This is a genomic window from Cryocola sp. 340MFSha3.1, from assembly GCF_000383315.1.
Lineage (GTDB): Bacteria > Actinomycetota > Actinomycetes > Actinomycetales > Microbacteriaceae > Leifsonia.
On record NZ_KB911088.1, the window covers coordinates 1,169,617 to 1,182,545 of the forward strand.

Consider the following 12,929-nt stretch of genomic DNA (forward strand, 5'->3'; position numbering starts at 1 on the left):
CGCGGTCGGAGTGTGCAAAGTTTGCGGACTCGACGGTGGGACGGAGTGGCGCGGAGGCGCGAGGGTCAGGAGGCGAGGACCTTGCGGATGCGCTGGAGGGAGACGGTCTCGGCTGTGCCGAGGGACTGCGCGAAGAGTGAGACGCGGAACTCCTCCAGCATCCACCGCGCGTGCACCAGCGACGGCGGCGACCCGGGCACGAGCGGGATGCGGCCGCCCGCGTCCGTGTACAGCGCGACCGCCGTCTCCACCTGCGTCTGCCAGGCCCGGTCGCGGCCGGGGTTCGTGGGCAGCGCCTGCATGCGCTGCGTGATCCCGGCGAGGTACCGCGGCAGATGCCGCAGCTGCTCGAGCCCGGTCGCCGACACGAATCCGACGCCCTTCCCGGCCCAGACCAGTCCGGAGAGCTGCCCCTTCGCGTCGTTCAGCGCCGCCAGGTAGGTCAGCGCCGTCACGCCCGCGATCGCCTTCTCGGCTGTGCGGGCGGCGGTGAGGATGCGGGTGACGAGCGCGACCGTCTCGAACATCGAGTCCATCACGATGCCGGACACCCGATCCCGCACCGCCTCGAATTCGGCGCGCATGAACACCTGGCCGTCGGGCTTCATCCGGTACAGCACCGAGTCGATCACGGCGAGCAGGCAGTCGTCGAACAGCGCCTTGGTGTTGGGGTAGGGGCTCGCGGCGAGCGTGAGCTTCTCGTTGGCCGTCAGGTGCTGTTGCACGTAGGCGACGGGCGAGGGGATGCTGGCGAGCAGCAATCGCCGCACCCCGCCCGGCATCGCCCGGGCCTGCTCGGCGGGCGTTCCCATCAGTCGGATGCTGACGGAGTCGCCGTCGTCGACGAGTGCCGGGTAGGCGCGGATCACATTCTTCGTGCCGCCCGGGCCGGTGTGCGTGGAGTCGACGAAGCGGGGGAGCTCGTCGAGATCCCAGGTCGTCAGCCCGGTCCGTTCGATCGCGTTGGGCGTTCGCGCCTCCGCGACGGCGGCGACCGAGTCGCGGGCCCGCGATCGCAGCCGCTCCTGCAGCGCGCCGAGGTCCTTCCCGCTGGCGAGCGTGCGTCCGCGCTCTCCGACGACCTGGAAGGTCGGCCGGAGGTGCGCGGGGAGGCGATCGAGGTCGAAGTCCGAGCCGCTGACGCGGGATCCGGTCAGCCGCGAGATCGTCGCCGCGAGCGTGTCGGCGAGGGAGGCAGCGGGCCGTTCACCCTCGTGGGCGCGCATCCCGGCTGTGCCCGACAGCTCGCCGAGGAGCCGCTGCGCCCAGTCGGCGGCCGGGACCACCTGCCGCCGGATCGCCTTCGGCAGCGACTTGATGAGCGCGGTCACGAGCTCGTGGCGGAGCCCGGGCACCTGCCAGTCGAAGCCGTCGGGGAGCAGCCCGGCGAGCAGCGGGAGCGGCACCTGCACGGTCACCCCGTCGTCCTCCGCGCCCGGCTCGAACCGGTACCGCAGGGTCAGCTGCTGGTCGCCCTGGCGCCAGACCGGCGGGAAGGCGTCCTCGTCGACCTCGGCCGCCTCCTCGTCGAGCAGCGCCTCCGGCGTCATCGTGAGGAGGTCGGGCGTCTCCTGCCTTGCCTTCTTCCACCAGCCCTCGAACGACCGCGTCGACACCACGTCGGCGGGGATGCGCTTGTCGTAGAACTCGAAGACCGCCTCGTCGTCGTTGAGGATGTCGCGGCGGCGGGTGCGCTCCTCCAGCTCGCGCAACTCTGCCCGGAGCTTCCGGTTGGCGCGGTCGAACGCCTGATGGGAGTCCCATTCGCCGTCGACGAGGGCGTGCCGGATGAAGAGCTCGCGTGACAGCTCCCGGTCGATCCGCGCATACTGCACGCGCCGGCGCGGGATGATCGGGACGCCGAACAGCGTCACGCGCTCGTAGGCGACGACGGAGCCCTGGTTCTTCTCCCAGTGCGGCTCGCTGTACTGGCGCTTGCAGAGGTCTCCCGCGATGGGCTCGGCCCACGCCGGGTCGATGGCCGCGTTCATCCGCGCGAACAGCCGGGATGTCTCCACCAGCTCGGCGCTCATCACCGCGTTCGGCTGCTTCTTGGCCAGGGTGGATCCGGGGAAGATCACGAACCGGGTCTGGCGGGCGCCGAGATACTCGGCCTGCCTGCTGCGCGGGGCCTTGCCCGCACCCTTCGGCGCAGGACCGGTCTCGCGCACATCCTTCAGCCCGATGTGCGAGAGCAGCCCGGCGAGCAGCGAGCGGTGGATGCCGTCGGGGTTGACGGACGGCTCGCCGATGGTCAGCCCGAGCGGCTTGGCGAGCTGCCGCAGCTGGCGGTAGACGTCCTGCCACTCGCGCACCCGCAGGAAGTTGAGGAACTCGGCCTTGCAGAGCCGCCGGAAGGCGCTGGACGAGAGCTCCTTCTGCTGCTCTTCGAGGTAGTTCCAGAGGTTGAGGAGGGTGAGGAAGTCGCTGGTCGGGTCGGCGAACCGGGCGTGCTTCTCGTCGGCGCTGCCGCGGCGCTCGACGGGACGCTCGCGCGGGTCCTGGATGGTGAGTCCGGCGACGATGGCCATCACCTCGCGCGAGGTGCCGTGGCGTTTCGACTCGACCACCATGCGGGCGAATCGCGGGTCGATCGGGAGCTGCGCGAGCTGACGCCCGACCGCAGTGAGTTTGGTGCCCTCCTTCGCCGCCGCGATCGCGCCGAGCTCGGTGAGCAGGTCGAGGCCGTCCTTGATACCGCGCGAGTCGGGCGGCGTGAGGAACGGGAACGCCGCGATGTCGCCGAGGCCGAGCGAGATCATCTGCAGGATCACCGCGGCGAGGTTGGTGCGGAGGATCTCGGGCTCGGTGAATTCGGGCCGCTTGGCGAAGTCCTCCTCGGAGTACAGCCGGATGGCGATGCCGTCGCTGGTGCGGCCGGAGCGGCCCGACCGCTGGTTGGCGCTGGCCTGCGAGATCGCCTCGATCGGGAGCCGCTGCACCTTCGCCCGCGTGCTGTACCGGCTGATCCGGGCCGTGCCCGCATCCACCACGTACTTGATGCCGGGGACGGTGAGGCTGGTCTCGGCGACGTTCGTGGCGAGGACGACGCGGCGCCGGACGCCGGGGAGCGTCGACGGCTGGAAGACGCGGTGCTGCTCGGCGGAGGAGAGGCGGCCGTAGAGCGGCAGAACCTCGGTTCCGGGTAGATTGCGGCCACGGATCGCGTCGGCCGCATCCCGGATCTCGTTCTCGCCGGAGAGGAAGACGAGCACGTCGCCTGCGGCCTCACGCGCCAGCTCGTCGAGCGCGTCGTTGATGCCCTGAAGGTAGTCGCGGTCGGCCGACGGCACCGGGTCCGGATCGTCGTCGTCCTCGTCCAGCGCTTCGGCGACCAGCGGACGGTAGCGGATCTCGACCGGATAGGTGCGACCGGAGACCTCGACGATCGGCGCCGGCGTGCCGTCCGCGGAGGCGAAGTGCTGCGCGAAGCTCTCCGGGTCGATGGTCGCCGACGTGATGATGAGCTTGAGGTCGGGACGCTGCGGCAGCAGCTGCTTGAGGTACCCCAGCAGGAAGTCGATGTTGAGACTGCGCTCGTGCGCCTCGTCGATGATGATCGTGTCGTACGCCCGCAGCATGCGGTCGCGGCGCAGCTCGTTGAGCAGGATGCCGTCGGTCATCAGCTTGATCCTGGTCGCCTTCGACACGCGGTCGGTGAAGCGGACCTGGTAGCCGACCAGCTCGCCGACGGACTGGCCCAGCTCCTCCGCGATCCGCTCCGCGATGGTGCGGGCGGCGAGGCGACGGGGCTGCGTGTGACCGATGCTGGTGCGGCCGAGTTCCAGCGCGATCTTCGGCAGCTGTGTGGTCTTGCCCGACCCGGTCGCGCCGGCGACGATGACGACCTGGTTGTCGCGGATGGCGCGCGCGATGTCCTCCCGCTTCCGGCTGACCGGCAGCTCGGGCGGGAAGACGATGCGGGGGAGGGTCGCGGTCGAAGACATGAGCCCTCCAGTTTACCCGTGTGGGGCGCCAATCCCGGACGGTCCCCAGCCGGGGGCGTTGCCCCGCGCCCGCCGCTGACGTAGGTTCGCATCACACCCGGAACGGGTCCGGCGTCAATGGAGACGAGGAGAACCCATGAGTCACGGCTATGCGACCATGTCTGTCGCGAGCATCCTGGCGGAGACGGCGCATCGGATGCCCGACAACGTCGCCCTGATCTTCGCGGGGCAGGAAATTCGCTACAGCGAGCTGTGGGATCAGACCCGCGCCTACGCCGGAGCGCTGAAGGGGCTGGGCGTCGGGCCGGGCGACAAGGTGGCGCTGATGCTGCCGAACGTGCCCGACTTCCCGCGGTCGTACTACGCCGTCCTGGCCCTCGGCGCGGTGGTCGTGCCCGTGCACGCGCTGCTCAAGGCCGACGAGATCGCGTACGTGCTGCGCGACTCCGGGGCGTCTCTGCTGATCTGCGCCGCGCCGCTGCTCGCGGAGGGCGCGCGTGGGGCCGCGCTCGCCGGCGTCCCGACGGTGTCGGTGCTGGTGCCGGACGAGATGTACGAACAGGCGCCGTTCCCGCGCCTGGAGGAGCTCGCCGCCGACGCCGAGCCCGTCGACACATACGTGCCGCGCGACCCGTTCGACACCGCGACGATCCTCTACACGAGCGGGACGACCGGCAAGCCGAAGGGCGCGGAGGGATGCCACTTCTCGCTGGTCGAGCAGGTGAACGTGCTGCTCTCCGGCACGCTCGACCTGGAGCCGGAGGATCGCATCCTCGGCTGCCTGCCGCTGTTCCACACGTTCGGGCAGACCTGCGTGATGAACATGGGATTCCGCGCGGGCGCGGCCGTCGTGCTCGTGCCGAAGTTCGACGGCGCCACCGCCCTGCAGCTGATGAACCAGCACGCCTGCACCGTCATGACCGGGGTTCCGACGATGTACATCGCACTGCTGGAGGCCGCGAAGACCAACCCCGACCGTCCGCCGCTCCGGTACGGGATGAGCGGCGGCGCGGCCATCCCCGTCGCCGTGATCGAGCGCATGAAAGAGGTGTACGGCATCGACGTGCACGAAGGCTACGGCCTCACCGAGACGTCGCCGGTCGCCTCCTTCAACCACCGCGGACGGCCGACCCGCGTGGGCACGGTCGGAACGCCCATCTGGGGCGTGGATGTGGAGATCGCCGACGCGGAGGTGGATGACCGCATCCAGCTGCTCCCGCGCGGCGAGCTCGGCGAGATCGTGGTGCGCGGACACAACCTGATGAAGGGCTACCTCAACCTCCCGGAGGCGAATGCGGAGGCGGTCGTCGACGGCTGGTTCCGCACCGGCGACCTCGGCACGAAGAGCGACGACGACTACATCACGATCGTCGATCGCAAGAAGGACATGATCGTCCGCAACGGCTACAACGTGTACCCGCGCGAGGTCGAGGAGGTGCTGTCCGCGCATCCGGCTGTCGCTATGGTGGCCGTTTTCGGGGTGACGCACGAGACGCACGGGCAGGAGATCATGGCGGCGGTGACGCTGATGCCCGGCGGCGAGGTGGAGGTCGACGAGCTGCTCGTGTTCGCGCGCGAGCGGGTGGCGGCGTACAAGTACCCGCGGCGCGTGGAGATCCTCGAGGCGCTGCCGCTCGGGCCGAGCGGGAAGGTGCTGAAGCGCGAGCTGGTGGCGCGGTTCGAGGGGGAGGGGGCGTCGATCACGGAGGTGTCGACCTCGGGCGCATCCGGCTGAGGTCGTGGCGGCCCGGTGGGTACCCGGGTCAGCCGGCCGTGTACGTCTTCGGCGGTGGGCAGAGGACTTGGGATTCGTCGAAGGTGACCTTGAGGTAGGCGCGCCGGTACTGGGGGATGGGGGAGTTCCAGACCTGGAGGACTTTCACGGTGGCGGGACCGAACCGGTAGCTGTGGCCGACCTTCACCATTTGATTGAAGATCGTGCGGTTGGGCCAGCTGTCTTCGAATGGGCTGTCCTGGCTAATGCTGCTGGGATCATAATCAGGCCTGATCGAAAGGGTCTTCAGATCGAATCGGAGGCGAATAGAGTCCTCGGTCCACTCCCATGCACCATAAGTCCCGACGCTCAGCTGACATCTGTCGACGGCCTCGGAGTAGGTGTATTGCTCGTGCGAGGGGACGTTCGGGTATTCCGCGCGTTGAAAATCGCCGGTGACGACGTTGTTCGTGCCCGCTGGCTTCGGGGGCGGGGCAAGGAAGGCGTTGACGACGGCTCCGGTCGTGATCAGGACGCCCAGCACGATTGCGGTGACGATCCACCCGCGCCTACGGGCAGGAGTGGTGGTCTGGTCGGTCATTTAATCGGTGCTCCGATGTTGAGGTAGAAGCCGGCTCGTTGCATTTCATCGAAGGTGAGGTGCAGGTATTCCGGTTTGGGAACGCCCTTGGAATCGGACATGTTGGGTCCCCAGGGGTTTCGGAGGGTGACGGTGCCGTCGGGATTGACGCTGGTGACGGTGTACTGGTGGAAGTCGACCATGTCGGCGCGGCCGCTGATGTAGGTGGTGACCGTGACCGGGCGGCCGTCGAAGAGGTCTTTACGCAGGTCCGAGAGTTGGTATCCCGGGAGGGGGAGGCGGGTTATGGGGTCGCTGGGGGTGATCCAGCGTGCCTGGTCGCCGGTAAGTGTGCCCATGGCACCGCCGGACCCGAAGTTCGGGTTCACGACCGACCAGCCGCCGCTGAGGTTGTCGTACGAGCCGGTGTCCGGGAGCGCTGCGCGGGCCTTCTCATAGATCGATGCCCAATTCGGTACTTTCTTGTCCCGCTCATCCCAGAACCCGGTCCCGGCGGCGTTGTCGTCCTCGCTGGGGAAGCGGTCGGTAACGGTGACTTCGACCGGCTTCCCGTCGACATACAGGGTGACGGTGAAGGTCCCGTTGGGATTGGCGCGGATGTGGTCCTTCAGCCACTTCTCGCCTTCGGGGCTATTGGCGTATGCGGCGAGGGTGCCGATCCACCAGCAGTCGTTCACGGCGCCCTGATTGATGTCTTCGGGAGAGAACCTGCCGGTGACATCGATGTCGGACCACTGCTTCCACCGTGTGCCGTCGATGAGCCCGGGCTCCAGCTCGGGAAAGTGGTCGTGCAGCCAATCCACATCGCCGCGTTTGGTACCGCTGAACAGCCACGATGCCAGCCCGTACCGGTCGGGTCCCATCCCGGCGAGGAGGTCTGTGAGCCGGTCCCGCTGTTGCGGGGTCATCTTCTTGATCAGGTTGACCAGGTCCTGGGGGCTGTAGCCGTTCTTCTTGGCCCACGCGACCCAATCGGCGGGACTCGCGCCGCGAAGGAACTGCATGGTCAGTTCCTGGATGACCTGCTCGGCTGAGTGGTTCGGTTTCGATCCGGCTGGCGTTGCAGTGGTCACCGGCTGTGGGTGGAACTGCTGTGCGAACAGTCCGCGGGTGTCCGAATCGAACGTATGGAGTGCTTTCAGCCTGTCTTCCAGCTCGCGGACGTCGCGCTCGAGCTGATTCAGGACGAGTTCTAACCGGTCGTTGACCAACTGCAGCGCGTCGCTCAATCCGGGAATCACGGACGTCGCAGTCGCCACCGCGCGATTCGTCTCCACCAGCCGCTCCGTCGCGTCCCGTTGTCGTTGTGTCGCGGTGAGTTGGATGTTCAGCGCGTCTTCGTCCAGCACGCCCAGACGAGAGACCTTGGCGTCCGCGACGGTGTATGTGTCGAGGTCGGCCTGGATCGCGTCGAGCTTCGCGTTCTCCGTCGCGAGGCGAGGAGCGATGCCTCGCGAAAACAGCTGTCCGGCCGCAGTGTAGGCCTTGCCGGACAGCGGTCCGCCTGGAGCCATGGCGGCGACCAGCTGTCGGGTGGCCCGGGAGGTCGTACCGAGCGTGGATCGGGCAGCCGCAAGATTGGACGTCAACGCATCCATCACGCTGCGTGAATCGGTCGGATCGTAGATCAACCCGGGCATAGCTCGCCCTCCTCGAACTCTCTGAAATACAAATCGATATGTGAGTACCTACAGAATAGAGGTATCGCCCGCGCGTGCGTCGCCTGACGCTGGTACCGTGGCGGATATGGTTGCAAACGCAAATACTCCGCTCCTGACCCTGAACAATGGGACGACCATCCCGCAGCTCGGCTTCGGCGTCTTCAAGGTCGATCCGGATGAGACCACCCGGATCGTGACCGACGCTCTCGAGGTCGGCTACCGCCACATCGACACCGCCGCCACCTACGGCAACGAGGAGGGCGTCGGCCAGGCGATCGCGTCCGCCGGCATCCCGCGCGACGAGCTCTTCATCACCACCAAGCTGTGGAACGACCGCCAGACCGACGCGGAGGCGGCCTTCGACGAGTCGCTCGGCAAGCTCGGCCTCGACTACGTCGACCTGTACCTCATCCACTGGCCGACGCCGCAGAAGGACACCTTCGTGCAGGCGTGGAAGTCGCTCGAGAAGATCTACGCGTCGGGCCGCGCGAAGGCGATCGGCGTGTCCAACTTCCTGGTCCCGCACCTGGAGAAGCTGCTCGCCAACACGGACGTGGTCCCGGCCGTCAACCAGATCGAGCTGCACCCGGCGCACCAGCAGCCGGAGGTGACCGCGTTCTCCCGCGAGCACGGCATCGCGATCGAGGCGTGGGGTCCGCTCGGCCAGGGCAAGTACCCGCTGTTCGAGACTCCCGAGGTGTCGCAGGCCGCCGAGGCGCACGGCAAGACGCCGGCGCAGGTCGTCATCCGCTGGCACCTGCAGACCGGGAACATCGTCTTCCCGAAGTCGAACCGCCGAGAGCGCATGGCCGAGAACTTCGACGTGTTCGACTTCGAGCTGAGCTCCGACGAGGTCGCCGCGATCAGCTCGCTCGAGCGCGAGGGACGCGTCAGCGCGCACCCGGACGAGGTCAACTGATCGGCCGGCCGGGAGCGTGCGGCCCATTCGTGTCGGCGCTCCCGGCTAGGCTCGACGGGTGAGGATCACGTCGGTCACGGGGAAGATCGCCTACGTCGTCGGCGTCTTCGCGTTCATCCTGCTGGTGAACGGGTTCATCATCGCGAACCTCGTCAACGCCACGCTCGACGTGCTGATCGTCGCCGCCCTGAACGTGGCGTACGTCATCGTCGGGGTGCGCTGCTTCCGCGGCGCCGGCGAGAACCGCACCGATCCGCGGCCCTGGTGGCGCGCGACCGCCCGTCCCGCAGCCGGGTTCTGGATCGGCGGAGCGCTGGTGATCCTGGCGTTCATCTCCGGCGTCGGCGCCCTGGCCAGCCGCCCGGAGGGGGCCTTCATCCCGGCCGTCTCCTGCCTGACCTACGCGGTGCTCGCCGCGTTCTACCTCAACTCGTCCGTGCGGCTGCACGGGATGGATCGGCCGGCCTGACCGCATCCGTACGGCTGCTGTCTGGCGGCGTCGAGGGCTTCCGTTCCCGCGCCCGGGTCGTAGGGTGAGCCCATGGTGAATCGGCTCGCGGACGCGGTCAGCCCCTACCTGCGCGCTCACGCGTCCAACCCGGTCGACTGGTTCCCGTGGGGCGCCGAGGCGTTCGCGGAGGCGCGGCGGCGGGATGTGCCCGTGCTGATCTCCATCGGATACGCCACCTGCCACTGGTGCCACGTCATGGCACGCGAGAGCTTCAGCGATCCGATCGCCGCCGGCGAACTGAACGCGCGGTACGTGGCGATCAAGGTCGACCGGGAGGAGCATCCCGAGGTGGATGCGGCCTACCTCTCCGCCGCGAGCGCCTTCACCGACAACCTGGGCTGGCCGCTGACGGTGTTCGCCACACCGGAAGGCCGCGCGTTCTTCGCGGGGACCTACTTCCCGCCCGAGCCGATCGGCGGCCGCGCGTCGTTCCGTCAGGTGCTCGACGCCGTCGCCGACGCGTGGATGAACCGCCGGGACGCCGTGGAGTCGGACGCCGCGCGGGTCGGCGAGGCGATGACCGCTGCGGCCGCAGCCGCGACGGCGGTCGCCGACCTGCCCGACGACCGAGCCCTCGACGCGGCTGTCGAGCGGCTCGCGCAGGCGGAGGACCCGCAGTACGGCGGCTTCGGGACGGCGCCGAAGTTCCCCGTCGCGCCGGTCCTTGGCTTTCTGCTCGCCCGGCCGTCCGGGCGCGAACTGGGGCACCGGACCCTGGAGCGCATGGCCGCCTCCCCACTCCGCGACCCGGTCGACGGCGGCTTCTTCCGGTACGCCACCCGCCGCGACTGGAGCGACCCGCACTACGAACGGATGCTCTACGACAACGCGCTGCTGCTCGACGCGTACGCCACCGCGTGGCAGCAGGGCGGCGCCGCCTGGGCGGAGCGGACGGCCGACGGGGTCGCCGCGTTCCTGCTGGCGGTGCTGCGGCGTCCGGCCGGAGGCTTCGCCTCGGCGCAGGACTCCGAGAGCGTGATCGACGGCGCGCGGGTCGAGGGCACCTACTACACGGTCCCGCCGGAGGAGCGCGCCAGGCTGGAACCGCCGGCCGTTGACGGCAAGGTGCTGACCGGGTGGAACGGCTTCGCGATCGGCGCCCTCGCGCGAGCCGGTCGCATCCTCGACCGACCGGCCTGGATCGCGGCGGCGGGGGAGGCAGCCGACATGCTGCTGACCCGCCACCGGCGGCCGGACGGGCTGCTGCTCCGCGCCTCCCTCGGCGGCCGGGCCAGCGACGCGGAGGCGACCCTCGAGGACTACGGCGGGCTCGCCGGCGGCCTCCTGGAGCTGGCGCTCGCCGGCGGCGGAGCGCGCTACGCGGCGGCGGCGCGCGACCTGGTGGACCTGTGCCTGGATGCGGCAGGCGAGGGGACGTGCCCGTTCGAGACCCCGGGCGGAGGCGACCCGGTGTTGGCCGCGACCGGGCTGGCCGTGCGCGTCGACCCGAGCGAGGGCGCGTATCCCTCGGGTCTGAGCGCGACCGCCGCGGCGGCGCACACGCTCTACCTGCTGTCGGGGGAGCGGAAGTACGAGCGGGCTGCACGGGAGGCGATGCGGATGGTCGCCGCGCAGGCGCCCCAGGTGCCGAGCGGCTTCGGGGCGTCGCTCACGCTGATGTCCCGCCTGGGGGAGGAGCCCGAGCAGCTCGTCGTGGTGCGGCCGGAGACGGGCGGTGCGGGCGTCGGCGCAGGATCGGTGGGCGCGGATACCGGAGGGCTCGTGCAGGCCGCGCGGCGGCATCCGGCACCGCTGATCGCTCTGGTGACCGAACAGGATGCGATCGACCTGGCCGCGGACGGGTTCGAGCTGTTCGAGGGGCGCGTCACTCGCGACAGCCTGCCGACTGCGTATCTCTGCCGCGACTTCGTCTGCCGTCTGCCCGTGACGGACGCGGCGGCGTTGTAGCAGCCGGCTCGCAACCGGGAACCTCCGACCGGACGGGATCATTGCGGTGCGATGCCCTGGGCGTACCCGAAGACGCCGCTCGGGTCGTAGGCGGACTTGACCGCTCGCAGCCGCGCGTAGTTGCGCCCGTAATAGGCCTGCTGCGGATCTCGCAGATACGGATCCGGGAAGTTCTGGTAGGCGCGCGTCGACGGAACCAGGGCGGTCAGACCGTCCAGCCACTCGCGGTGCACCCGCAGGCTCGACGCCGGATCGCGCTCCGACCAGTTGACGTTGAACTGCGCGATGAACAGGGCATCGCGGTGGACGTATGCCGTCGCTTCCGCGGCGACGTCGTTCACGGCGCCGCCCAGCGCGAAGAGGGCGATGTCGACGCCGTCTGGGTTGGAACTGCCCGGCCAGGTCAGCAGGTGGTCGCGGACGGCGGCTATCCGTTCGCCGGGAAGCGGCTCGGTCAGCACGGCCGATGCTCCCGTGAACGGAGCGGGCGCGACATCCTCGTTGAGCAGTTCGCTCGCCTCGGCCAGGGTGACGTCGCGGATGCTCGCCGCGTTGGTCGCCTGCTCCGACGACGTGCCGAGTCGTAGCGCGGAGGCGAGCAGATCGCGCAGCTCACGGGCGCTGCCATAGAACTGCCCGATGGCCGTCACCGAAGCGTTGGCGCGAACCTGTTGGGCTGACGTGCCGGACGTCCCCAGGCCGATGCGCATGTGCAGCCGTGGGTCGCGGAAGGCGTCGGCGCACGCGCGCTGGAGCGCGACGGCCGCATCCACCGCCGTGTCGATGCTCCAGCTGAAGCGGTAGAAGGCGACCGTCCCGTGGTATTTGTCGTAGTCGAGGGTGAAATCGAAATGGATGCCGAAGTTGTCGCCCGCTCCACCGCGCACCGCCCAGAAGAGGTCGGCGTTCTCCTTCTCGCTGCACGTGATCCACTCGCCGTCGGCCCCGATCAGCCGGGTCTCCACCAACCGGTCGCAGGTGAGCCCCGCCATCTTGTCGCTGAATCCGATGCCTCCGCCGAGCACGAGCCCGGCAACCCCGACACTGCTGCATCGACCGGTCGGGAGGACGATGTTGCCCCGTTCCAGCTGGGGATGCAGCATGCCGTTGGTGACACCGGCCTCCACCAAGAGGGTTCCCGCTTTCTTCGTCATCGTGCCCGTCGAGTAGCCGACGACCGGCGCGGACGCGCGGGCGTCATCCCGCCAGACCACATCCGTCATCAGCGAGAGCACCAGCAGCAGGCCGCCGGTGGTCGAGAACCCGGCGTAGTTGTGGCCGAGCCCGCTGCGCGGCGTGATCGGCACGCCGTTGCGCACGGCCCAGCGGACGCACGCCGCGATGTCGGCAGGACTGCGCGGCGTGACGATCGCCAACGGGCGGACGGAGGCGAATTGGCGGTTGAACGGAGGCGCGAGCTGCTCGTACCGCGGCTGGCCGGGGATCAGGAGGTAGTCGGGCCGGGAGAGGGCTCGACGGAGCTCCTCGAGATCGGGGCCGTCACCGCCGAAGGCCGCCGCCTCCGGCGCCGAGTGCGCCATCGTCGTGGGCGAGAGGCCCAGCCCCGCGCCGATCGCCGCACCGAATCCGGTGCGGAGCAGTGTTCTCCGGTCCATGTCGACTCCATCCCTCGCCTTAACCGACGGAGACGGACGCGCGAACATGACC

The 12,929-nt window shown here is 69.3% G+C and carries 8 protein-coding genes; 4 read left to right on the top strand and 4 right to left on the bottom strand.

Features of this window, described 5'->3' with window-relative positions:
* Nucleotides 1-65: 65 nt before the first annotated feature.
* On the bottom strand, nt 66-3,947 hold the full coding sequence (gene hrpA, locus H284_RS0116755; RefSeq protein ID WP_020077135.1) for an ATP-dependent RNA helicase HrpA: 3,882 nt from the start codon (nt 3,945-3,947) through the stop codon (nt 66-68).
* A gap of 136 nt (nt 3,948-4,083) precedes the next feature.
* Here hrpA and H284_RS0116760 point away from each other — a divergent pair, with 136 nt between their 5' ends.
* Nucleotides 4,084-5,682 (top strand): long-chain-fatty-acid--CoA ligase, encoded by a 1,599-nt coding sequence (locus H284_RS0116760; protein WP_020077136.1) that lies wholly within the window; start codon nt 4,084-4,086, stop codon nt 5,680-5,682.
* Between the two features lie 28 nt (nt 5,683-5,710).
* On the opposite strand, the gene H284_RS0116765 is transcribed toward H284_RS0116760, so the two are convergent.
* Nucleotides 5,711-6,262, bottom strand: a complete 552-nt coding sequence (locus H284_RS0116765) for a hypothetical protein (RefSeq protein WP_020077137.1) — start codon at nt 6,260-6,262, stop codon at nt 5,711-5,713.
* The gene (locus H284_RS0116770; RefSeq protein WP_020077138.1) at nt 6,259-7,902 is read right to left on the bottom strand and encodes a C2 family cysteine protease; all 1,644 of its coding nucleotides are present in this window, start codon (nt 7,900-7,902) and stop codon (nt 6,259-6,261) included. The genes H284_RS0116765 and H284_RS0116770 overlap by 4 nt, the downstream gene beginning before the upstream one ends.
* Before the next feature lie 106 nt (nt 7,903-8,008).
* Between H284_RS0116770 and H284_RS0116775 the strand changes: the two genes are divergently transcribed.
* The 3 genes from H284_RS0116775 to H284_RS0116785 all read left to right on the top strand — a co-directional run bounded on the left by H284_RS0116775 (nt 8,009) and on the right by H284_RS0116785 (nt 11,261).
* A complete protein-coding gene (locus tag H284_RS0116775; RefSeq protein WP_020077139.1) occupies nt 8,009-8,842 on the top strand; it encodes an aldo/keto reductase in 834 nt (277 codons plus the stop codon).
* A 58-nt stretch (nt 8,843-8,900) separates the two neighbouring features.
* Nucleotides 8,901-9,311 carry a hypothetical protein gene (locus H284_RS0116780; protein WP_018191668.1) on the top strand — a complete coding sequence of 137 codons (411 nt, stop codon included), beginning with the start codon at nt 8,901-8,903 and terminating at the stop codon, nt 9,309-9,311.
* A gap of 72 nt (nt 9,312-9,383) precedes the next feature.
* Complete coding sequence (locus H284_RS0116785; protein ID WP_020077140.1) at nt 9,384-11,261, top strand: thioredoxin domain-containing protein; 1,878 nt, start codon at nt 9,384-9,386, stop codon at nt 11,259-11,261.
* A gap of 38 nt (nt 11,262-11,299) precedes the next feature.
* Here H284_RS0116785 and H284_RS0116790 read toward each other — a convergent pair whose 3' ends face one another.
* The gene (locus tag H284_RS0116790; protein ID WP_020077141.1) at nt 11,300-12,877 is read right to left on the bottom strand and encodes an FAD-binding oxidoreductase; all 1,578 of its coding nucleotides are present in this window, start codon (nt 12,875-12,877) and stop codon (nt 11,300-11,302) included.
* Nucleotides 12,878-12,929 lie beyond the last annotated feature (52 nt).

What these genes read in the sequence shown, in the direction of transcription:
- H284_RS0116785 (WP_020077140.1), top strand. Translation starts at nt 9,384, where the DNA reads ATGGTGAATCGGCTCGCGGACGCGGTCAGCCCCTACCTGCGCGCTCAC.
- H284_RS0116760 (WP_020077136.1), top strand. Translation starts at nt 4,084, where the DNA reads ATGAGTCACGGCTATGCGACCATGTCTGTCGCGAGCATCCTGGCGGAG.
- hrpA (WP_020077135.1), bottom strand. Translation starts at nt 3,947, where the DNA reads ATGTCTTCGACCGCGACCCTCCCCCGCATCGTCTTCCCGCCCGAGCTG.
- H284_RS0116770 (WP_020077138.1), bottom strand. Translation starts at nt 7,902, where the DNA reads ATGCCCGGGTTGATCTACGATCCGACCGATTCACGCAGCGTGATGGAT.
- H284_RS0116775 (WP_020077139.1), top strand. Translation starts at nt 8,009, where the DNA reads ATGGTTGCAAACGCAAATACTCCGCTCCTGACCCTGAACAATGGGACG.
- H284_RS0116790 (WP_020077141.1), bottom strand. Translation starts at nt 12,877, where the DNA reads ATGGACCGGAGAACACTGCTCCGCACCGGATTCGGTGCGGCGATCGGC.
- H284_RS0116765 (WP_020077137.1), bottom strand. Translation starts at nt 6,262, where the DNA reads ATGACCGACCAGACCACCACTCCTGCCCGTAGGCGCGGGTGGATCGTC.